At 61.8% G+C, this 21,017-nt stretch carries 23 protein-coding genes and 1 tRNA gene; 10 read left to right on the forward strand and 14 right to left on the reverse strand.

The genetic code is table 11. The annotated features are described in order from the left end of the window. Positions 1-538 precede the first annotated feature (538 nt). From Q6A48_RS15855 to Q6A48_RS15865, 3 genes are all read left to right on the forward strand, one after another. On the forward strand, positions 539-1,471 hold the full coding sequence (locus tag Q6A48_RS15855) for a helix-turn-helix transcriptional regulator (protein WP_304555043.1): 933 nt from the start codon (positions 539-541) through the stop codon (positions 1,469-1,471). Positions 1,472-1,649: 178 nt separating this feature from the next. Continuing rightward, entirely contained in the window at positions 1,650-2,708 is a 1,059-nt protein-coding gene (locus Q6A48_RS15860) for an alpha/beta fold hydrolase (protein ID WP_304555044.1), read from the forward strand. A 176-nt stretch (positions 2,709-2,884) separates the two neighbouring features. Beyond that, positions 2,885-3,700 carry a DUF1206 domain-containing protein gene (locus Q6A48_RS15865; RefSeq protein ID WP_304555045.1) on the forward strand — a complete coding sequence of 272 codons (816 nt, stop codon included), beginning with the start codon at positions 2,885-2,887 and terminating at the stop codon, positions 3,698-3,700. A gap of 9 nt (positions 3,701-3,709) precedes the next feature. Here Q6A48_RS15865 and Q6A48_RS15870 read toward each other — a convergent pair whose 3' ends face one another. The 3 genes from Q6A48_RS15870 to Q6A48_RS15880 form a co-directional block, all read right to left on the reverse strand. After that, positions 3,710-4,207 (reverse strand): nuclear transport factor 2 family protein, encoded by a 498-nt coding sequence (locus Q6A48_RS15870; RefSeq protein ID WP_304555046.1) that lies wholly within the window; start codon positions 4,205-4,207, stop codon positions 3,710-3,712. A gap of 122 nt (positions 4,208-4,329) precedes the next feature. Next, the gene (gene uvsE / locus Q6A48_RS15875) at positions 4,330-5,349 is read right to left on the reverse strand and encodes a UV DNA damage repair endonuclease UvsE (protein WP_304555047.1); all 1,020 of its coding nucleotides are present in this window, start codon (positions 5,347-5,349) and stop codon (positions 4,330-4,332) included. A gap of 73 nt (positions 5,350-5,422) precedes the next feature. Beyond that, positions 5,423-5,902, reverse strand: coding sequence for a hypothetical protein (locus tag Q6A48_RS15880; RefSeq protein WP_304555048.1), 480 nt, complete (start codon positions 5,900-5,902; stop codon positions 5,423-5,425). A 283-nt stretch (positions 5,903-6,185) separates the two neighbouring features. Here Q6A48_RS15880 and Q6A48_RS15885 point away from each other — a divergent pair, with 283 nt between their 5' ends. From Q6A48_RS15885 to arsH, 3 genes are all read left to right on the forward strand, one after another. Beyond that, entirely contained in the window at positions 6,186-6,533 is a 348-nt protein-coding gene (locus Q6A48_RS15885) for a metalloregulator ArsR/SmtB family transcription factor (protein ID WP_304555069.1), read from the forward strand. A 92-nt stretch (positions 6,534-6,625) separates the two neighbouring features. Further along, entirely contained in the window at positions 6,626-7,096 is a 471-nt protein-coding gene (locus tag Q6A48_RS15890; protein WP_304555049.1) for an arsenate reductase ArsC, read from the forward strand. 18 nt (positions 7,097-7,114) lie between these two features. Continuing rightward, positions 7,115-7,816 carry an arsenical resistance protein ArsH gene (gene arsH / locus Q6A48_RS15895; RefSeq protein WP_304555050.1) on the forward strand — a complete coding sequence of 234 codons (702 nt, stop codon included), beginning with the start codon at positions 7,115-7,117 and terminating at the stop codon, positions 7,814-7,816. Between the two features lie 150 nt (positions 7,817-7,966). Here arsH and Q6A48_RS15900 read toward each other — a convergent pair. Then, a tRNA-Ser gene (locus Q6A48_RS15900) sits at positions 7,967-8,056 on the reverse strand. Between the two features lie 306 nt (positions 8,057-8,362). Here Q6A48_RS15900 and Q6A48_RS15905 point away from each other — a divergent pair. From Q6A48_RS15905 to Q6A48_RS15915, 3 genes are all read left to right on the forward strand, one after another. Next, entirely contained in the window at positions 8,363-9,052 is a 690-nt protein-coding gene (locus Q6A48_RS15905) for a crotonase/enoyl-CoA hydratase family protein (RefSeq protein WP_304555051.1), read from the forward strand. Between the two features lie 168 nt (positions 9,053-9,220). Next, complete coding sequence (locus tag Q6A48_RS15910; RefSeq protein ID WP_304555052.1) at positions 9,221-9,943, forward strand: 1-acylglycerol-3-phosphate O-acyltransferase; 723 nt, start codon at positions 9,221-9,223, stop codon at positions 9,941-9,943. A 132-nt stretch (positions 9,944-10,075) separates the two neighbouring features. Further along, a complete protein-coding gene (locus Q6A48_RS15915; RefSeq protein ID WP_304555053.1) occupies positions 10,076-11,047 on the forward strand; it encodes a magnesium and cobalt transport protein CorA in 972 nt (323 codons plus the stop codon). 4 nt (positions 11,048-11,051) lie between these two features. Here the strand turns inward: Q6A48_RS15915 and Q6A48_RS15920 are convergent, their stop codons facing one another. The 3 genes from Q6A48_RS15920 to Q6A48_RS15930 form a co-directional block, all read right to left on the reverse strand. Further along, positions 11,052-11,783: an amidotransferase gene (locus Q6A48_RS15920; protein ID WP_304555054.1), complete on the reverse strand. Its 732-nt coding sequence runs from the start codon at positions 11,781-11,783 to the stop codon at positions 11,052-11,054. 87 nt (positions 11,784-11,870) lie between these two features. Further along, positions 11,871-14,015, reverse strand: a complete 2,145-nt coding sequence (locus Q6A48_RS15925) for a 3-hydroxyacyl-CoA dehydrogenase NAD-binding domain-containing protein (RefSeq protein ID WP_304555055.1) — start codon at positions 14,013-14,015, stop codon at positions 11,871-11,873. Positions 14,016-14,039: 24 nt separating this feature from the next. Beyond that, positions 14,040-15,245 carry an acetyl-CoA C-acetyltransferase gene (locus tag Q6A48_RS15930; protein WP_304555056.1) on the reverse strand — a complete coding sequence of 402 codons (1,206 nt, stop codon included), beginning with the start codon at positions 15,243-15,245 and terminating at the stop codon, positions 14,040-14,042. Between the two features lie 603 nt (positions 15,246-15,848). Between Q6A48_RS15930 and Q6A48_RS15935 the strand changes: the two genes are divergently transcribed. Continuing rightward, positions 15,849-16,655 carry a c-type cytochrome gene (locus Q6A48_RS15935; protein ID WP_304555057.1) on the forward strand — a complete coding sequence of 269 codons (807 nt, stop codon included), beginning with the start codon at positions 15,849-15,851 and terminating at the stop codon, positions 16,653-16,655. Between the two features lie 99 nt (positions 16,656-16,754). Here Q6A48_RS15935 and Q6A48_RS15940 read toward each other — a convergent pair whose 3' ends face one another. From Q6A48_RS15940 to Q6A48_RS15970, 7 genes are all read right to left on the reverse strand, one after another. After that, positions 16,755-17,096: a ribonuclease E inhibitor RraB gene (locus Q6A48_RS15940; RefSeq protein WP_304555058.1), complete on the reverse strand. Its 342-nt coding sequence runs from the start codon at positions 17,094-17,096 to the stop codon at positions 16,755-16,757. A gap of 201 nt (positions 17,097-17,297) precedes the next feature. Next, a complete protein-coding gene (locus Q6A48_RS15945; protein ID WP_042732241.1) occupies positions 17,298-17,534 on the reverse strand; it encodes a hypothetical protein in 237 nt (78 codons plus the stop codon). 138 nt (positions 17,535-17,672) lie between these two features. Next, positions 17,673-18,281, reverse strand: a complete 609-nt coding sequence (locus Q6A48_RS15950; RefSeq protein WP_304555059.1) for an START domain-containing protein — start codon at positions 18,279-18,281, stop codon at positions 17,673-17,675. Positions 18,282-18,328: 47 nt separating this feature from the next. Then, entirely contained in the window at positions 18,329-18,583 is a 255-nt protein-coding gene (locus tag Q6A48_RS15955; protein WP_304555060.1) for a YkgJ family cysteine cluster protein, read from the reverse strand. A gap of 147 nt (positions 18,584-18,730) precedes the next feature. Beyond that, positions 18,731-19,207 (reverse strand): translation initiation factor 2, encoded by a 477-nt coding sequence (locus Q6A48_RS15960; RefSeq protein WP_304555061.1) that lies wholly within the window; start codon positions 19,205-19,207, stop codon positions 18,731-18,733. Positions 19,208-19,293: 86 nt separating this feature from the next. Beyond that, positions 19,294-20,736 carry an aminotransferase-like domain-containing protein gene (locus tag Q6A48_RS15965; protein WP_304555063.1) on the reverse strand — a complete coding sequence of 481 codons (1,443 nt, stop codon included), beginning with the start codon at positions 20,734-20,736 and terminating at the stop codon, positions 19,294-19,296. Between the two features lie 160 nt (positions 20,737-20,896). Beyond that, positions 20,897-21,017, reverse strand: a 121-nt coding sequence (locus Q6A48_RS15970; RefSeq protein ID WP_304555071.1) for a transposase, incomplete at its 5' end; no start/stop codon positions are given.

Consider the following 21,017-nt stretch of genomic DNA (forward strand, 5'->3'; position numbering starts at 1 on the left):
CGTCGAAATGTCTACGAGCAGCCGAAGCCATTGCCCTCGATGTCGGGGCAGCACAATCGCTACTGGAAGGAAACGCGAACAGCTGGGTCAGGCGATCGAAGGCACCGGGGACCCGGTGTGGCCGGGGGAACCCTTGGGGGGATCAGCGGACAAGGGAAACCTCTTCATGATGAGCGCACCTCTGGATTGTTTTTGGATGTAGGTCGGGGTTGCGTGGCCCCACAGTGGTCGTACAACCATTCAAAATCAACCGAAGCGTTAGAACGTTTTTTCCGAAGAGCCCGGCGACGATGGGCCTTGTCCAAGAAAATTCAAACCGGTCGGTTTTCTTTCGGCATTTCCTGAATAGATTTAAACGTATGTTTTTAAAGGTAAAAATTTACAGAAACGACCTTTCTGGTTTTGGACACGCGCCTTTGGCCCAGCGAGCGAGAAAATCCGCAGCCGCCCGCACCTCATCGTATAACTTCTTGAAAATCCGGCAGATGCACCGTCACAATCGCCCTCACCGCCACGCACCTGCCGAGGATTCCAGGAGATGCCAGCACCGAGCCGAGTCCCCACCTATGTCATGCAGCAACGCAGCGAACTGACGGACTTCTACATCCGCGATAAAAAGGGCCGGCGCGCCGAAACCAGCCCCCATCGACATGAATACTTCCAGATCCAGATCAACCTGGGTGGCGACACGGTGCAGCACATCGGCAACGTCGAACGGCCGTTCCCACGCAACACCCTGGCCTTCATCCTGCCCCACCGCGTCCATGTGATCCCGCACCCGGCCAACAGCAATTTCATCGTGATCAACTTTTCCCAGACCTTCCTGCTGCCGCATTTGCAATGCGACCCGATGGACCTGGAAGAGGTCTCGATTCTCCTGGCGCCGGAGCTGTCGCCGTTCCGCTTCCAGGAACACCTGGACTTCATCCTCGCCGATGAGGATTTCGCCCGGATCTGCCACCTGATCGAGCAGATGCGCGTGCTCGATGAACACCGTCAGTTCGGCACTCGGGAGATGCTCAAGGGCTTGCTGCTGCAATTGATCGGCAGCGTCTGTGCCTTGTATGCCGAGCCGCTCAAGCGGCTGGCCGAGGAAAATGCCGCCGAAGTCAGCCGTCGCGACGCGCTGGGCCGCATGTCCGAATACCTGCGCAAGAACATTGCCGACCCGGACCTCAACCTGATCAAGGTGGCCGCCGCGACCTACCTCTCCCCCACCTACCTGACCCACTGGTTGCGCAAGGAAATCGGCAAGACGTTCACCGAGCTGGTGCTGGAGCGAAGGATGCATGCGGCGCGCAATTACTTGCTCAACGGGACGCGGCCGGTGGGCGAAGTGGCGCGCCTGTGCGGGTTCGCCGACGAGGCCTATTTCTCGCGGCGCTTTCGCCAGATCCACGGGCAGCCGCCGGGACAGTTCAGGAAACAGCAGTTGAATCCGGATACGCCACAGTTGCCGTTGAACACTTGACCCCAGTGAAGGGGCTGTGTGCCTGTATCCCTTTGTATCAGGCAGGCGTCCCGGTACATAACCTTTCATCCAGGCCCCTTGCCCGACACAGCCCGGATACCTCGTCGCGTTCAAATGCCTCCACGGTTTGAAGGGGGCACGATCAGTCCCTGGCCATGGCACGCGACGGAGGCATCACATGAAGAAGGCATCGCAACACAGCACACCCCAGCGTCACCTGTTCGGCTCGTCGATCTTGGCGCTTGCCCTGTTCGGCGCGCTCGGCGCGGCCAACGCGCAATCGGCAACCGCCTCGCAATCGGCCGCGACCGAAGCGAGCGTCACCCAAGCAGCGCCCTCGCCCTTCGGCCCGCTGAAGCATGTAAAGGCCGGCCTGCTGGACGTGGCGTACGCCGAAACCGGCCCGGCCGATGGGCCGGTGGTGATTCTCCTGCACGGCTGGCCCTACGACATCCACAGCTATGACGAGGTCGCGCCCCTGCTGGCCGCCAAGGGGTATCGGGTGCTGATGCCGTATGCCCGTGGCTATGGCGATACCCGGTTCCTGTCCGCCAACACCCTGCGCAATGGCCAGCCGGCTGCACTGGCCAGCGACGTCATCGACTTCATGGATGCGTTGAAGATCAAGCAAGCCGTGCTCGGCGGCTACGACTGGGGCGCGCGCTCGGCGGACATCGTCTCGGCCCTGTGGCCGGAACGGGTCAAGGCCCTGGTCTCGGTCAGTGGCTATCTGATCGGCAACCAGGCGGCCGGCCAGAACCCGCTGCCGCCCAAGGCCGAGTTGCAGTGGTGGTATCAGTTCTATTTCGCCACCGATCGCGGCCGCGCCGGGTACGCGAAAAACACCCACGATTTCGCCAAGCTGATCTGGCAAACCGCGTCGCCGAAATGGGCGTTCGACGACGCCACGTTCGACCGCAGCGCCAAGGCTTTGGAAAACCCCGACCATGTCGACATCACCGTCTTCAACTACCGCTGGCGCCTCGGGCTGGTCAAGGGCGAAACCCGCTACGACGCCCTGGAGCAGAAACTCGCCACGGCGCCCGCCATCAGCGTGCCGACCATCACCTTGGAAGGCGACGCCAACGGCGCACCGCACCCGGCGCCCGAGGACTACGCCAAGCGCTTCACCGGCAAATACGAGTTCCGCTTGATCAGCGGCGGTATCGGCCACAACCTGCCGCAAGAAGACCCGCAAGCCTTCGCCAAGGCCGTGGTCGATGCCGACCGTCTCTGACGCCGGAGCGATCGCGCTGGATCTCGCTTGAGTACCCGGCACTGGAACAAAGGGCAGCCCTGCGCCAGCGGGCGCCCTCGCCGAGGCACCCACGATGTGGCTGCGTGCGCAAGGCCGATCGAACCCCTCGCCTCCCTCCGGGTCTGCTCCTGTATCACGTTACGGAATCCGATCCCATGTCCCCACACCAGAGCCTGATTCTGCTGGCCCGCGGTGGCTATGCCGCGCGGGGCGTCATCTACTTGATCATCGGCCTGTTCGCCCTGTTGGCGGCCAAGGACTCGAGCAACCCGAAAGACAGCCACAAGAGCCTGGAGGCGCTGCTGGGCCAACCCTTCGGCCATGCGTTGGTGGGACTGGTGGTGATCGGGCTGCTCGCCTTCGCCGGTTGGCGCGTGTTGCAAGCCACCCGCGACGTCGATCACCACGGCCACGACCTCAAGGGCTGGGTGATTCGCGCAGGCTTGCTGGCCGCGGGCCTGGCCAACGGCGCGCTGGCGTTCTTCGCCTTGAGCCTGCTCGTCAGCGGCCTCAGGCGTTCGAGCGGCTCGGGCGGCGACCACACCCCGGACCTACTCGCGCGCCTGCTGTCCTGGGATCACTCGAACCTGTTGCTCTACGTCATCGCCCTGGTGCCGCTGGGCGTGGGCATCGCGCACATCATCAAGGGCTGGAAGGCGTCGTTCGAGAAGTATTTCGACGCCGACGAAGAGGTCATGCGCTACGTGCGTCCCGTGTCGCGTTTCGGCCTGGTCGCCCGCGGTGTCGTCTTCATCGAGATCGCCCTGCTGCTGATCGTCAGCGGCTCGACCTACAAGGCCATGGACCCACCGGGGCTGAAAGACGCCCTCGATGCGCTCCAGAACCTGCCGGCCGGCGCCGTGGCGCTGATGGTGATGGCGCTGGGCCTGATCGCTTTTTCGGTCTACAGCTTTTCCGAAGCGGCCTGGCGCAAGATCAACATGGATGTGCCCGGCGTCCCGGACCGCTAGCGCCTCGCCTTATGGCTTCGGCGTTACCCGACGCATGAGGTCGTCCAGCACATAGGTGTCCAGGAAGGCGGTGACATCGGTCACCTGTCCGTCCTCGAAGGTCATGTGCCACAGGTAAGTGTTGTTGTAGGGCCGGCGATCCAGGGCGGTCGCCGCTCCGCTCCAGAGGACCACCACCACATCCTTCTCGGCCACGATGCTGTGGACCGTGGGGGAGATGGGCGTCGCCAGCCGGGCCGAGATCGGCCCCACGGCGCGCTCCATCAGATCGGCCTTGCTGTCATACACGACCGAGACCGGACTGGAGCCGGCCACCGTCCATTTGGCGTCGGGCGCCAGCAGATCGAACACCGTCCCCCTGCCTTGTTGCCAGTTGGAAAACGCCTGGCGCACCCGATCGGTATTGGCCGCCTGGCGGGTTTCCGATGCCCAGGCCGTGGCCGTCGAAACGACCAGGTACAGCGCGACAGCCTGGAGACGCAAGGCCGAACTCATCCACGGGGTCATGATTGTGCTCCTACAGCATGCGGTTGGCGGAATGTCTTCAAGCACACCTTAACCGCAGGCCCGCAGAAGCTTTTGCTCGATACTGCTGCGACGTTGCCTGATGCTGTTCGTGTCGCCGGCCTTTACGGCGCAAGCTGCGCCACGAACTCCAGCGCCGCCAGGTTCTTGTCCTTCGCTTCGAGCATGATGTCGAAACGGTCCATGAACTGGCGCGCATAGGCGTTGGTCCAGTGATTCCACATCCTTGCGCTATGGCCGTAGAGGTCACGCTTGGACACCACCGCCAGCAACGCCGCCATCTCCAGCTTGTGGTCGGCATCGAAACCCAGGGCCTGCAAGCGCTCCGGCGGCTGGGAGTAATGCATGGTGGGCCGGACCCCGCGCCAGCTCTCGATGATGCGGTCGACCCGCGGGGAGTCGGGCGCCAGGTAGTCGTTCTCGTGGATCCAGCAGTGGTGGATGTCCAGCACGACGGGCGCCAGGTCGGCCAGTTGCAGGCAATCGTCGACGCCGTAGGTTTTTTCATCGTTCTCGAAGGTGATGCAATGGCGCGCCACCTCCGACAACCGCTGCCAGATGGCGCGAATACCCTCGCCTCCCAGGCGACCGGCAATGTGCACGTTGCATTTGAAATCCTGGAAGCGACGCCCGTAGCCCATCATCCGGATCATGTCGGCGTGGTACTCGAACTCGGCGATGCTGTTCTCCACCACGGCCGGCTTGTCCGAACCCAACACGCAGTATTGGCCTGGATGAAACGACAGCCGGATGTCCCTTGCCCGCGCCAGCCCGCCCATCGACGCGAAGCCCTTTTCGAGCTGGCGCTGGATGGCCGGGTCCAGGTAGAAGCCGTGCACCTTGGGGTGGCTGTAGAACGGCAACAGGTCACTGCTCAAGCGCAGCATGCGCAGGGTCGGCGGCAGTTCGGCCACGTAGGCGATCAAGCGCAACTGCGCGTCGAGGTTGTGTGTCACCACCTCGACCAGTTTGTCGCGGGCCACCTGCGCCGACACCCCGTCCATCCAGCGCAAGGTGGTGGTGCGAGGATTGAACGGGCTCTCGATGCCCTTCAACTCTCCGGTCGAGAGACCGCGCTCGGGATGCCGGTACTGGCAGGCAAAACCAATTCGGGGATGCGTCATGTCAGGTCCTGGCCGTCGTGTCATGTCTGGAGTAGACACTGGGATCGGCCAGGGATCCCCTCGCGTTGACGCCCTACTGGTTCATGCTCTTGTCCACTGTCGCCTTGAGGGCATCCGTGACCAGCGCCGTCAGGACCGGCGCGGCACTGGCTTGCATGTAGTGGCCGATCTCGGCCTGGCGCTCCCTCACCGTCGCGACGTACTTCGATGCACGGCCTTCAGCGACGAGGGAGGACAACTCCTGTTCGGAGAATGACTGTTCATAGGCGGCCGCGAGGTTTTCATCCCACTTGGGCTGATACCGTGGCAATAACGCATTGATCTCCTCGGACAACGCGCTGTTCGCCCGTGCGTTGCCCAGCTTCTCGGCGATCATCGCGTAGGTCGTGGTGTTTTTTCCTGCCAACAGTGCAAGCGAAGGCAGGTTCCTGCCCATCTGTTCCTGGGCGACGAGGGTTCGGGCGGCCTTGAGGGACGACGACTCGGCGCAGACCGCCGTCGAAAACGCAATGACCGCCACCAGCGCGGCAACGGCAGAAGACATCCTTTTCATTTTCCAGCTCCGTGGTCAGTGGCACCGCAGTCAGGGTAGTTTCATCGGTGAAACAATGCCAGCCAGGGTTCTTCCCGACGCAGGCCCGCGTCGAGGATCAATGCTTAAGGGGGAATAACGATGCAGGCCCGCCTGCGCCGCGGGCCTGTGGGTTCAAACGAACTTGATCAGCAACGTGGCGCCTGAATTGCCTCAAATTGTTAGCGCACAGTCCGAGGGAGTCGCTTGCGCTAAACATATGGATATACGTATATTCAGCTATGCATATCTACAGGCCTTACCGATGATTTCCCCTCCCGAGTTTTTCAAATGCCTCGCGGACGAGACTCGCGCCCGCGCCACATTGCTGATTGCCAGCCATGGCGAGCTTTGTGTCTGTGAGCTGATGTGTGCAATGGACGACAGCCAACCCAAGATCAGTCGGCACCTCGCACAGCTGCGTAGCAGCGCAGTGCTACTGGATCGCCGGCAAGGGCAATGGGTCTACTACCGTCTCAACCCAAATCTTCCTTCCTGGGTCAATGAGGTCTTGCAAGTGACCCTGCGGGAAAATGCGGAGTGGCTAGAGGTCAACTCCGCGCGTTTGCAGAACATGGATGGACGTCCCGCTCGTGAAACGGCTTGCTGCTGAGTCTCAGCCTGTCCTCCACACGGGTCGCGCGTTCCGTTTTTGCAGTCAACCTTAAAAGCCAAGGCCCGCATCGAGTGCGGCAGGAGCTATCCATGCGAGTTTTGTTCATGTGCACGGCCAACAGTTGCCGGAGCATCCTTTGCGAAGCGTTGTTCAACCATCTGGCACCGGCAGGCTTCGAAGCCGTGAGTGCCGGAAGTTTTCCCAAGGGAACGGTGCTGCCGCGCAGCCTGGCTACCCTGGAGCGTGCCGGCATCGCCACCCAAGGCTTGGGCAGCAAAGGCAACGATGCCTTCGAGGGTTGCCCTCCGGACATCGTCATCACCGTCTGCGACAAAGCAGCGGGTGAAGCTTGCCCTGTCTACTTTGGATCGGCGATCAAGTCCCATTGGGGCTTGGAAGACCCCTCCGATGTTCATGGCGATGAAGCGCAAATCGATGCGGCTTTTGACGCGACCCTGGCTCGCATCGAGCGACGCTGCGAAGCGTTTTTTCGTATCCCTTTCACCAGCATCTCACGCGACGAGATCAAGCAAGAGCTTGATCGAATCGGCACCCTTTAGGTTCAGCGGGGAGGCACCATGACGAACCAACTGCCCAATCTGGATACAGGCTTGTGCCACTCCAATCTGGCCACAACCGACTCAAGCGCCCATAAACCGCGAATTCTGCTGCTCTACGGATCGACTCGTGAGCGCTCCTTCAGCCGTCTCGTAGTGGAAGAATCCGCTCGTCTGCTTGAGCATTTCGGCGCTGAGACGCGGATATTCAATCCGACCGGCTTGCCCCTCCCGGATGACGTCCCAGTGGACCATCCCAAAGTGCAAGAGCTTCGGGATCTCATGCAGTGGTCGGAGGGCCAGGTCTGGTGCTCCCCGGAACGCCATGGCGCGATGTCCGGCGTATTCAAGGCACAGATTGACTGGATTCCATTGGCGCTTGGTGCGGTTCGGCCTACCCAGGGCAAGACGCTCGCAGTGATGCAGGTTTGCGGTGGGTCCCAGTCATTCAACGTCGTCAACCAGCTCCGCGTACTGGGCCGCTGGATGCGCATGTTCACCATCCCGAACCAATCCTCGGTGCCAAAGGCCTACATGGAGTTTGACGACAATGACAGGATGAAGCCTTCCCCTTTCTACGACCGGATTGTCGATGTGATGGAGGAGTTGGTGAAGTTCACAGTCTTGTTGCGCGATCAGAAAGACCATCTGGTAGACCGTTATTCAGAACGCAAGGAATCAGCCGAACAGCTGTCCTCCCGAGTCAACCAGCGCTCAATTTGAGGCCGTGTTGGCGTTGAAATGAAATAGCGATCCGCAGGCCCGGTCGATCCCGACAACTACAGGACATTCCCGTATCGCCTTTTCCAGACGCCAAAAACCACAAACCCCCGACTTTCTCCAGGAAAATCAGGGGTTTGTGTTTGCAGAATGTGGCGGTGAAGGAGAGATTCGAACTCTCGATACAGTTTCCTGTATACACACTTTCCAGGCGTGCTCCTTAAGCCACTCGGACACTTCACCGTGTCTCGGCAAACTGTTCAGTCTGTCGAGGCGCGCTAATGTAGTCGAAAGGCTTTCCGATGGCAAAGGTTTTTTTCAGAATTTTCATGCGGTTAAGGTATGCGGGCCGTTCGAGGCGCTGGGGCATGGCAAACCGGCCATTCTCCGGGTGTGGATCGGCGCGACGCCGGGAAGGCAGGCGAGGCTGGGCAGGCGGGCCAGACCGTTTGGCAATGCCGGGGCTGACCGGTGAGTCAGTCACGGCGCTTTACCTGGCCTGCGGCGGTGGGTAACGTCTGCCTCACTTCTCTTACAAGGAATAGCGTGATGAGCGACCTGATTGCCTACCATCTCGACGACGGTATCGCGACCCTGAGCTTGAATAATGGCAAGGTGAATGCCATCTCGCCCGACGTGATTGCCGCGTTCAACGCTGCGCTGGACCAGGCGACAACGGATCGGGCGGTGGTGATCATCACCGGGCAACCGGGGATCCTGTCGGGGGGCTATGACCTGAAGGTCATGACTGCCGGTCCCCAACAAGCGGTGAGCCTCGTCACGGCCGGTTCGACCCTGGCTCGGCGGCTGTTGTCGCACCCCTTCCCCGTCGTCGTCGCGTGCCCGGGGCATGCCGTGGCCAAGGGCGCGTTCCTGCTGTTGTCGGCGGACTACCGTATTGGCGTGGACGGCCCGTTCAGCATCGGCCTGAACGAAGTGCAGATCGGCATGACCATGCACCACGCCGGGATCGAGCTGGCCCGGGATCGCTTGCGCAAATCGGCATTCCACCGCTCGGTGATCAACGCCGAGATGTTCAACCCGCAGGACGCCGTGGGAGCGGGCTTCCTCGACAAGGTGGTGCCGGCCCAGGAACTGCAGAACGCTGCGCTGGAAGCCGCACGCCAGTTGAAGAAACTCAACATGAGTGCCCACAAGAACACCAAGTTGAAAGTTCGCAAGGCCCTGTTGGAGGCACTGGACAGCGCGATCCTGCTGGATCAGGAATACCACGGGTAACGGCGCCCCCGGACCGTGGCGAGGGCGCAAGCCCCTTGCCACGGTTCTTTGTCGATGAAGAAAACCTCACGGCGAACGTCGTCCATCTCCTACCTCTATAGGGACAATTGCCGAAAACAGTGCACAACCGTACACTGCGCCAACTTTTGGTCCCAATGAGCCCTGTAGATGCTGTTTGTCCTGCGTATGTTCTTGATGGGCCTGCATTTTGTCCTGGCGGGTGTGCTGGGGTTGATCCTCGGCGTCTGCCGCCCGTTCAACCCGGACAACAGCCGTTTATGCGCCCGGCTGTACGCGCTGCCGGCGATGTGGATCCTGCGCCTGCGGGTCAGGGCCGACGTCGACACGCTGGTGGCCAAGCCCCAGAGCTGCGTGATCATTGCCAATCACCAGTCCAACTATGACCTGTTCGTGTTCGGCAACGTGGTGCCGCACCGCACCGTGTGCATCGGCAAGAAGAGCCTGAAGTGGGTGCCGCTGTTCGGGCAGCTGTTCTGGCTGGCCGGCAACGTGTTGATCGACCGCGGCAACGCGATCCGGGCGCGCCGCTCGATGCTGACCACCACCCACACGCTGCAACATGAAGACACCTCGATCTGGGTGTTCCCGGAAGGTACCCGCAACCTCGGCGCGGACCTGTTGCCGTTCAAGAAGGGCGCCTTCCAGATGGCGATTGCCGCTGGCGTGCCGATTGTCCCGGTGTGCGTGAGCAACTACGTCAAGCACATGCGCCTGGATCGCTGGCGCAGCGGTGACATCTTCATACGGTCGTTGCCAGCGATTCCTACCGCTGGCTTGAGCATGGATGACATGCCCCGGCTCATCGCCCAGTGCCGCGAGCAGATGCGCGAGTGCATCGCCTCGTTGGACCGGCAAGCACAGAACCCGTGAATGCAAACCCGCCTGATGGCGGGTTTTCTTTTGCCGGAGAAACTCGACGGATTTTGCTGACTCTCAAGTAACAGGGCACGCTAAGCTGGACGTTGCCTGCCACTGCCATTTTCCAAGAAGTGAACCATCACCATGGGTAGAGTCGTTGCTGCTGCGGTCTACAGCGCCGGTAAGAAAGTCACCAATATCACCCTCGACGAAGGCAGCGCCTGGGCTGCCAAACCCGGCCATTTTGTCTGGATCGGCCTTGAAGAACCCAGCGCCCAGGAGCTGAACAACCTGCAACGCCAGTTCAACCTGCACGAACTGGCCATCGAAGATGCGATGGAAAAGCACAGCCGCCCCAAGCTGGAAACCTTCGGCGACGCCCTGTTCATCGTGACCTACTCGCCGATTCGCAAGGACGGCAAGCTGCAGTTCATCGAGACCCACATCTTCGCCGGCAAGGGTTACATCATTACCGCCCGCAACGGCCACTCGGCATCCTACGCCCACGTCCGACAACGTTGTGAGGCGCGCCCTCTCCTGCTGGAGCACGGGGAAGATTTCGTACTCTACGCCATCCTCGATTTCGTGATTGAAAACTACCAGCCGATGGGCGAAGCCATTCATGCCGAGATCGATGAGCTGGAACGCCATGTGCTGTGCAGCGCCTTGAACGAGCGGGACATCCAGAACCTGCACAGCCTGCGCCGGGACGTATTGCGCCTGCGCCGTTACGCGGCACCGATGGTGGAAATCAGCGAAGAGTTGCAGAAGCTGAGCTTCCCTTTCATCGACAAGAACATGCGCCCGTACTTTCGCGATGTGCAGATCCATGTCACGCGACAGATGGAAGACCTGACGACCCTGGCGGACATTGCCAGCCAGACCATTGAAGTCGGCGTGCTGCTCGAGGCGTCACGCCAGAGCGTGGTACAGCGCAAGTTCGCGGCCTGGGCGGCGATCCTGGCGTTTCCCACCGCCGTGGCCGGGATCTACGGGATGAACTTCCAGGACATGCCGGAGTTGAGCTGGCACTACGGGTACTTCACGGTACTGGGGGTGATTACCATCGGGTGCACGTCGTTGTGGGCCAGCTTCAAGCGGTCCGGCTGGCTGTAGGGGCTCAGCCCTGGGCCACGGCCTCGGGTTTGTGGGCGACGAAGCGCATCATCCATTCCGCCACGGTCGTGCCGTGGTGTTCCTGGTCGAGGCTGGCCACGCCCTGGCTGTAGACCTGTTCGCCGAGGTGCTGCTGGCGAAGCTCCAGCAACGCGCGGGAGTAATCGTGGATGAACTCCGGGTGCCCCTGGAAGCACAGCACCTGGTCATTGATGTGATAGGCCGCGTACGGGCAGAAATCGCTCGAAGCGATCACCGTGGCGTTCTCGGGCAATTCGGTGACCTGGTCCTGGTGACTGATCAGCAGCGTCAACTCTTCCTTGACCGGGTTCATCCAGGGGGCCTTGGCGGCGAGTTTGTAGCGATGGGTGCCGACACCCCAGCCCTGGGTGGCGCGCTCGGTCCTGCCGCCCAGCAGCAACGCCAGCAATTGATGGCCAAAGCACACGCCGAGCAGTTTGTCGCCCCGCTGGTAGCGCTCCAGGAGGTAGGTCTTGAGGGTCTGGATCCAGGGGTCGGTGCCGAAGGAGTCGGCCTTGCTGCCAGTCACGAGATAAGCGTCGAACTGCTCGCCTTCGTCGGGATAATGCCCTTCCATCACGTTGTACACGGTAAATTCCGCCGCGATGGGCTGCTGTGAAAACAGCCGCTGGAACATCTGCCCGTACCCCTGATATTGATCGACCAGTTCCGGACGCAGAATATCGGTTTCCAAAATGCAGATGCGTAACGACATAAAAAATACCTGACGCGATGATGGGAATATTGCACACCCCAGAGCCTGCCCTGAAACACGGTTCCAAGGCAAGCCCCTCCCAGCGTGTCAGAACCGTTCCTGGCGGGCGGCTTTTTCCAGCAGCAAGGCCGGCGGCGAGAAGCGTTCGCCGTACTGCTCGGCGAGGTACTGGGCGCGCGCGACGAAATCCTGCACGCCGTACTGGTTGATGAACTGCAACGCGCCACCGGTCCACGCCGCAAAACCGATGCCGAAGATCGAGCCGACGTTGGCGTCGGCCGTCGAAGTCAGCACGCCCTCCTCCACGCAACGCACGGTTTCCAGGGCCTGGATGAACAGCAGGCGATCGCGGATATCCTGCGCTGAAATCTGCCCGCCCGCCTGCTCGAAGCGGCTCTTGAGCGCCGGCCACAGATGCTTTGGCCCGCTGGCCGGGTAGTCATAGAAACCGGCACCGGCAGCCTTGCCCGGCCGCTTGTATTCATTGAGCAGCAGATCGATCACCGCAAAGGCCGGGTGTCCGGTCGGCGTTTTCCCTTCGGCTTGCAGGTCCTTGGCGGTTTGCACGCGGATATGGCTCATCAGGCTGAGGGAAACTTCATCAGAGACCGCCAGTGGCCCGACCGGCATCCCGGCCTTGCGCGCTTCGGTCTCGATCATCGGCGCACTGACGCCCTCGCCGAGCATGGCGATGCCCTCGTGGGTATAGGTGCCGAATACCCGAGAGGTGAAGAAGCCCCGACGGTCGTTGACCACGATCGGCGTCTTGTTGATCTGCAATACGAAATCGAAGCCCCGCGCCAATGTCTCATCGCTGGTGCGTGCGCCCTTGATGATCTCCACCAGCGGCATCTTCTCCACCGGGCTGAAGAAATGCAGGCCGATGAACTGCGTCGGGTCCGGCACCGCGGCGGCGAGGCCGGTGATGGGCAAGGTCGAGGTGTTGGAGGCGATCACCGCGCCAGGCCCCGCCACCGCTTGGGCGGCGGCCGACACCTGGGCTTTCAGGGCGCGATCCTCGAACACCGCTTCGATGATCAGGTCGCAACCGGCCAGGTCTGCGTCGCTGCCGGTGGCATGGATCCGCGCCAGGGTTGCGTCGCGCTGTTCGGCAGTGAGCTGGCCACGGGCGACTTTCTTGTCCAGCAACGCCACCGAACGGGCCTTGCCCTTTTGCGCGGCGGCCAGGTCGACGTCCTTGAGCACCACGTCGATGCCGGCCACGGCGCAGGTGTAGGCAATGCCGGCGCCCATCATGCCCGCCCCCAGGACGCCGACTTTCTTTGTCACGTACGGCGCCACACCTTGTGGCCGAGAGCCGCCAGCCTTGATCTCGTTGAGCTGGAACCAGAAGGTCCCGATCAGGTTCTTCGCTACCTGGCCGGTGGTCAATTCGGTGAAATAGCGGGTTTCGATCAGGTGGGCGGTGTCGAAATCCACCTGGGCGCCTTCCACGGCCGCGCAGAGGATCTTCTCCGGCGCCGGCAGGCAGCCCTGGGTCTTGTTCCGCAGGATCGAAGGCATGATTGCCAACATCTGCGCCACCTTCGGGTCGGCCGGCGTCCCCCCCGGAATCCGGTAGCCCTTCACATCCCATGGCTGGACCGCACCGGGGTTGGCGAGGATCCAGGCCCGGGACTGGGCCAGCAACTCCTCACGGTCCGCGGCCAACGCGTCCACCAGGCCGGCTTGCAACGCTTGTTGCGGGCGGACCTTCTTGCCTTCCAGCAGATACGGCAACGCCTTTTCCAACCCGAGCAGGCGCACCATCCGCACCACCCCGCCGCCGCCCGGCAACAGGCCGAGGGTGACTTCCGGCAGGCCGATCTGCACCGACGGATGATCCAGCGCCACCCGATGATGGCAAGCCAGGCAGATCTCCCAACCGCCGCCCAGCGCCGCGCCGTTGATCGCCGCCACCACTGGCTTGCCCAGGGTTTCCAGGGTGCGCAGTTGCGCCTTGAGGCCGAGGACGCCGTCGTAGAACGCCTTGGCCTCGGGCTTGCCGACCTTGACCAGTTCGTTGAGGTCACCGCCGGCAAAGAAGGTCTTCTTGGCCGAGGTGATGATCACCCCGGCAATCGAGTCTTTTTCGGCGGCCAGGCGGGCGAGGCACGCCGCCATGGCCTCCCGGTACGCCGCATTCATGGTGTTGGCGCTCTGGCCCGGCAGGTCCAGGGTCAGGACGACGATCCGGTCGGCGCCGGTTTCGTAGCGGATGGCATCGGTCATGAAATGTTCCTTGAAGTCGTGGGCTCAGAGGCGTTCGATGACGGTGGCAATGCCCATCCCGCCGCCGACGCACAGGGTCGCCAGGCCGTAGCGCAGGCGCCGAGCCTCCAGTTCATCGAGCAGGGTGCCGAGGATGGCGCACCCGGTGGCGCCCAAGGGATGCCCCAAGGCGATGGAACCGCCGTTGACGTTGACCTTGGCGGGGTCGATGGCCATGTCCTTGATGAACTTGAGCACCACCGAGGCGAAGGCTTCGTTGACTTCGAACAGGTCGATATCCTCGACCCGCAGACCGGCCTTGACCAAGGCCTTGCGAGTGGCCGGGGCCGGGCCGGTGAGCATGATGGTCGGGTCGGTGCTGGTGACGGCCGTGGCGACGATACGCGCCCGCGGTTGCAGGCCCATCGCCCGCCCCTTGGCCTCGGAACCGATCAACATCGCCGCCGCACCGTCGACGATCCCGGAGCTGTTCCCCGGCGTGTGCACGTGATCGATGCGCTCGACATGGCTGTAGACCCGCAGCGCGGTGCCGTCGAAGCCCATCTGGCCCATGGCCTCGAAACTTGGCTTGAGCAGGCCCAAGCCCGCGAGTGTGGAATCGGCCCGGATGAACTCATCATGGTCCAGCAGCACGATGCCATTCTGGTCCCGTACCGCCACCAGGGATTTGTCGAACGATCCGTCAGCCCGGGCGCGTGCCGCCTTTTGCTGGGAATGCAGCGCGTAGGCATCGACGTCCTCGCGACTGAAGCCTTCCAGGGTGGCGATCAGGTCGGCGCCGATGCCCTGGGGGATGAAATGACCGTGCAGGTTGGATTGCGGGTCCAGCGCCCAGGCGCCGCCGTCACTGCCCATGGGCACCCGGGACATGGATTCGACGCCGCCCGCCACCACCAGGTCCTCGAACCCGGAACGCACCTTCATGGCCGCCAGGTTCACCGCCTCCAGGCCGGACGCGCAGAACCGGTTGAGTTGCACACCGGCGACGCTGACGTCCCAGTCGGCCACCAATGCGGCGGTCTTGGCGATATCGGCGCCCTGCTCGCCCACGGGCGTCACGCAACCGAGCACGATGTCGTCGACCTGGCGGGTGTCCAGGTCCATGCGCTGCTGCAAGGCAGCGAGCAAGCCGCCCATCAGGTTCACCGGCTTGACACTGTGCAAGGCGCCGTCGGCCTTGCCTTTGCCACGGGGCGTGCGTACGGCATCGAAAATCAAAGCTTGGTTCATGACAGCCTCTGGCAGGGCACAATGCGAGGTCTTCACCATAAGCCCAGCGGCGTCGGATTCAATGACCGCAGCGCTCAATGGCGTTGACGGCCACGCTCAGACGAACGGTAGCGAGCTATCGGGTTAACCGTTTCAGGAAAGCAAGCTGTCTAGCCAAAGGCCTTTCAAGAAGGTGGCAATAGGCCTCATGCTCTTTTAGCAACTAAAGACTCACAATTAATACTAATTGGATCTAAGCCAAGCCGGCCGCGGCCCCTAATGTAATCCTTGTACAAGAAAAGTCGTCGGGTTTTGCCGAGGCACTTGTCAAACAGGAAGTGCAACGCCAGCCGTCATGGATATGCAGGCTGGCCTCAGGAAATAACAATAAGGCGGGTCAGCCATGTTCAAACATTCGAAAGTTCGTCAAGCCGGGCTCATTCTCTTTGCCACGACGCTGCTGTTGATCTTGCCGAACATCACCAAGGTGATCGGCTGAGTCGTACGCGCGCCGCCTGCATTGCCAGACCATCTGCATCAGCAAAAAACCAGCGGGGCTCGTTGTTCGAGTCGGGGTGGCTGTGCCACTCTTTGCGCCCTCCCCCGACATGGAAAGCGCCCCTCTTGAAAGCTCTCATCGTGATCGGGGCGTTGCTGCTCAGCACGCCCCTGTATGCCGCGCAATTGGTGCTGGAACTCGGCACGAATGCGCGCACCTGGCAAACCGCAGACTTGCTCAAGCACCCTGAAGTCCAGACGATCCAGGTGGCTGAGGACGTTTCCTACAAGAAACCGATGACTTATCGCGCCGTGCCGCTGGCGGCGCTGCTGACGGGTGTACAGTCAAGCGATCACCTGCAGGCCGTCGCCCTGGATGGCTTCGCCGCGGAAATGCCCGCCGCGCCCCTGCTCGAAAGCCATGGCGCAAGAGCCTGGCTGGCGATCGAGGACCCGGCGAAGCCTTGGCCGCCACTGGCTGAAGGCAAGTCCAGCGCCGGACCGTTCTATCTGGTCTGGACGGATCCCCAGGCGGGCGCCATCAGCCCCGAGCAATGGCCGTTCGCAGTCGCCACCATCAAGCGCTTGTCAGCCGTGGCCGAACGCTTCCCTGCCCTGCTGCCGGCCCCTGGCCTGGCCAAGGACGATCCGGTCAACAAAGGGTTCGAACTGTTCCAGAAGAACTGCCTGGCGTGCCATCGGCTCAACGGCGCAGGCGACGCGCAATTCGGCCCCGACCTGAACATCCCGTTCAATCCCACCGAATACTTTTCCGGGGACTTCCTCAAGCGCTATATCCGCGACCCCCAGGGTTTGCGCCGCTGGCCCCAGGGCAAGATGCCGGGCTTCTCGGCGACGGTCCTGCCGGATTCGGACCTGGACCTGCTGGTGGGTTACCTGAAACACATGGCGGGACGCAAGCAAGCCCGGTAATCCCGTAGCGGGACGGTGTTTTTCACCGCGCTCAACCGCCCTGGAATGAAAACGGCTGACCCCAAGGCCAGCCGTCGTTCGGATTGCGCTGAGGGGCGATCAGCCCTGCAGGCGTCGGATTTCCTGCTTGACCCCCCACCCTTCGATGACGCCCCCCAAGGGTTCGACGACGGCCTCGAAGTCCTGCTCGAAGTCGCCTATGTCATCGTAGGTGGCGTACATCACCCGGCTCAATTCCAACGACCACGCTCCGTCGTCCCGGGCACTGACCTGTGCATTCAACGACTCGCCCCGAAATTGACCTGCCGCCCTGCGCGCCCGCTCCTCGTCCGGGAAAATGGCGTAGAACTCGATGGGATGGAATCGGGAAAAATCGAAGCCGCCTTCTTTCATGCGGCGCAACACGCGGGTGCTGATGTCTTCTTGATAGGCTGTGCTCATGAAACGTCCTCCTAACAGAATGGATAGACTTTCCGTCTTCCCGTGCGCGCCCCCCTCAGGTTGCACGCGATACGGCCTCGAACTGCCGTCGGGACACAAGCATGTAGCTGACAAGACCGGACCTTGGCGATCCTTTCGCTGATCTCGATTGCAGAGTAGCTTCAAGTGATGGCCACTGCCAAGCGAGGCCAGCCAGCGATTTCATGAAATCGATTTAATGCTGATGATTTCAATACTGTGCTGGGACTTGAGATTCTTGACCGTCGGATCCTCGGTGCGCCCTTCCAGGTCGTTGAGGTCCAGCTTCGCGGGCACCGGCAGCAGCTTTTCGCGAATCAATTGTGCCGCCTGTTCCATCGTGGGCTCCTGTTCATAGTCGAACTGCTCGGCGATGGCTTCGCCATGATCATCCACGAAAGTGATTTCCCACTTTTGCATCGGTGTCTCCTTGATCGATTCAGGGCCGGGATTACCTTTATCTCGACATTGGGGCCTGAACAATCGTTCCACCGGGCCGTTGGACGGCGCACATGAAAAGACCGCCCCATGGGCGGTCTCGCAAGACACGGGCGGCGCTTATTTTTCGGCGCGTTCCTTCAGGGCTTTCAAGGTGTTGAACGGCGCATCCACCACGAACTTGTTGGCCAGCCAGGACGGTACATCGCCCCCTGGCTCGGTGTGGACCTGGTAGGTCACCTCGATCTGGTCCGCGCCCTTGGGCGTGAACTTCCAGTAGCCATCGACCTGGGTAACACGCACGAAGCCCTTTTCCTCGGGCAGGTAGGTCGGCACGCCCTTGAGCTTGCGGGTCAGGCTGCCATCGGCGCCTTCCTCGGTGGTGACTTCCAGCACCGAGTCCCGGGACGTCACCGGCCAGGGTGTGTTGAACTGGGTGTAGGTCCAGCTCTGGTTGCCTTCGTGCTTGAGCAGCTTCTGGCTCTTGCATTCGTGAATCCAGGCGCAGGCGCCCGGCACGTCCTCCTGCAGGGCGCGCAGCTTGGCCATGGTGGTCTTCATCACGGTCACGCCGCGATAAGCCTTGTATTTGGAGCCGGCCACTTCACTGAGCGAAACCTTGATGCCGTCCTGTTCCTTGGCGACCTGCCAGTCTTCCGCCTGGGCGGTTGCGGTTGCCAGCAACACAGTCAACCCACACAACATGGCCATACGATGCAGCGAACCCATGGTTTTTTCCTTATTGTTCGTTCATTTGAATTGCGCACAGTGCCCCATTACGCCGCAGTGACCTGCTCCCACCAATCGATCAGGCGGATAGCCTCTTCACGGCTGCCGCCACAGACCTCGACGTCGGCCTGGAACCCCGAGCACACGGCCGGACGCTCCGGCTGGCCGAAAATCCGGCACAGGTTATCGACCGATAACTGCACGCAACGTTCTCCCGCCGGCTTGCCCTCGGGCATGCCAGGGATCGGCGAGCTGATGGAAGGGGCGATGCAGCAGGCGCCACAGCCTTCACGGCACTTCATGACGGCGACATCCTCACGACGGTAATGGTTAGTAACAGAAGACAGAGTAACGGCTAAAACGCGCGTTTTAAATTACCGCCCGCGTGTTTTTTCGCCCATGGCGCACATGACCGATCGGTCAGCGACGAACTGCATGATGGCACCGCGTCATTGCTTGAATTCGAAGTCCAGCGCCGCGCCTTCCACTTCACTGCGCTCGGGGTTGCGCAGGGGCAATTGCATCTCGTTGCTCAGCAACCGGCCGTTGAGCTGGAAGGGGCCGGGCCGCTGGCCGAACATGGATGGCAACAACGGCTCATGCTTGGGCGTGATCACCTTGCCCGGCGGCTGCAACGCCTCGACCATGTCATGGGGCAGGCTCAAGTCCAGCTTGGCCGGCGGCAACGGGGTCTTGGCCACCTCGTGGGCGGATTTGCTCTTGGAAGCGATGGGCGGGCGTTTTTTCTTCGCCGCAGCGGCGGCTTTTTTTGCCGGGGCCTTCCTGGTCGCCGCCGGCTTCTTCGCCGCGTCCCGGACGGCACTGGCGGCCGGTTTGTCCTGCGCCGAAGCCGCCACGGCACCTCCCGAATGCAGCACGGTGAGCAGGCCGATCAAAACCCAGGCAGCAGGAGCAATGGCTTTCATAACATACAACAGCAATGACGGCAGGGACCCTCATGCTCGCCTGATAATGAGGCGCTGACAAGCACCTCAGGCTAACCTGCTGATTCCTATGAAAATCCGCCTGCCGTCTCCTGGCACAGTTGAGTGGCCAACAGCCCCAACGTCATCAGGGCCCGCTCTGCCTCGCGGTTCCAGGGCGTGCCGCAATTCAGGCGGATGCAATGGTTGAACTGCTCGGTGTTACTGAAGATCAGCCCTGGCGCGATGCTGATGCCCTGCTGCAACGCCCGGACATGCAGCTCCTGGGTATTGACCCGCCCCGGGAGGCTGACCCACAGGATGAAGCCGCCCGTGGGACGGCTCATCTGGGTGCCCTCCGGGAAGTACTGCTGCACCGCCAACTGGAAGGCGCTGAGGTTCTTGCGGTACTCCTGGCGGATATAGCGCAGGTGCCGGTCGTAGCCGCCATTCTCCAGGTACGCGGCGATGCCCATCTGCGTGACACTGCATGCCGAGTGGGTGCTGAAGGTCTGGAGCCGCTGGATTTCCTGCTGGAACTTCCCGGCGATCATCCAGCCGATGCGCACGCCCGGCGACAAGGTCTTGGAAAAGCTCGAACAGTAGATGACCCGGTCCAGCCGGTCGTAGGCCTTGAGTGCCTTGGTGCGCCCTTGCTCGAACATCAACTCGCCGTAGATATCGTCCTCGACAACCTGGATATCGAAATCCGATGCCAGGCGCAGCAGTTGTTTCTGCCGCTCTTCGGGCATGGTGCCGCCCAACGGATTGCTCAGGCGCGGGGTCAGCACCAGGGCCTTGATCGACCATTGGTTGGCCGCCAGTTGCAAGGCTTCCAGGCTCATGCCGGTGACCGGGTCACTGGGGATTTCGATGACCTTCAGGCCCAGCAGGTCCGCCAGTTGCAACAGCCCATAGTAGGTCGGCGACTCGGCGGCGATCAGGTCCCCCGGCCGAGTCAGGACGCGCAAGGACATCTGCAAGGCATCGACGCAACCGTGGGTGATCACCACTTCGGAAGGGTCCACCACCACGCCGGCATCGCGCATGCGAATGGCCACCTGGCGCCGCAACGGCTCGAAGCCCGGGCTGAACATGTAGCTGAACGCCCGTGGGCTATGGAAGCGCGTGACCTTCGCGAGCTGCTGATGCAACGCCCGCACCGGCAAATAGTCGACGCTCGGCACCGCTGCACCCAGGGGAAACACCCCTTCGCGGCGGGACTCGACCAATACCTGCTGGATGATGCTGCTGCGCGTCACCAACCCCGGCCGCTCTACCCGGGCAATGTCCGGCGTCGGTGCCGTCAGGGCCGGCGTCTGATGCACGTAGTAACCCGATTGCGGCCGCGCGCGAATCAGCCCCTGGTCTTCAAGGTTCGCGTAGGCCTGCAAGACCGTGGCATGGCTGACGTTGAGCTGCGAGCTCATCTTGCGCACCGACGGCACGCGTTCCCCGGGTTGGTAGACACCGCGACGGATGTCCTCAGCCAGCTGTTGGGCAATACGTTGATAGAGCAGGAGGTTGGTCATGACGCAGCACTCGATTTCACGGGCATTTTATTCTTGTCGGAAACGATACCGGAACAGTTTAGAAGTGTACTGGGACAGTTGCCAGATTACTCGACCGTACAGTGCAGTGACAGCCCCAACTGTACTCATTCTCTTTATTGAGCGGCAAAAAAAAGGTTCTTCACGGATTTCCGGGATAGACACTCTTGATCTTCATGAAAAAGAACTCGCTATCCCGGTAACCGTACGCCATCCGTTTGATGACCTTGATTCGATTGTTTATGCCTTCCAACTGGCCTGTA

Source organism: Pseudomonas citrullilanati (assembly GCF_030580855.1).
Lineage (GTDB): Bacteria > Pseudomonadota > Gammaproteobacteria > Pseudomonadales > Pseudomonadaceae > Aquipseudomonas > Aquipseudomonas citrulli.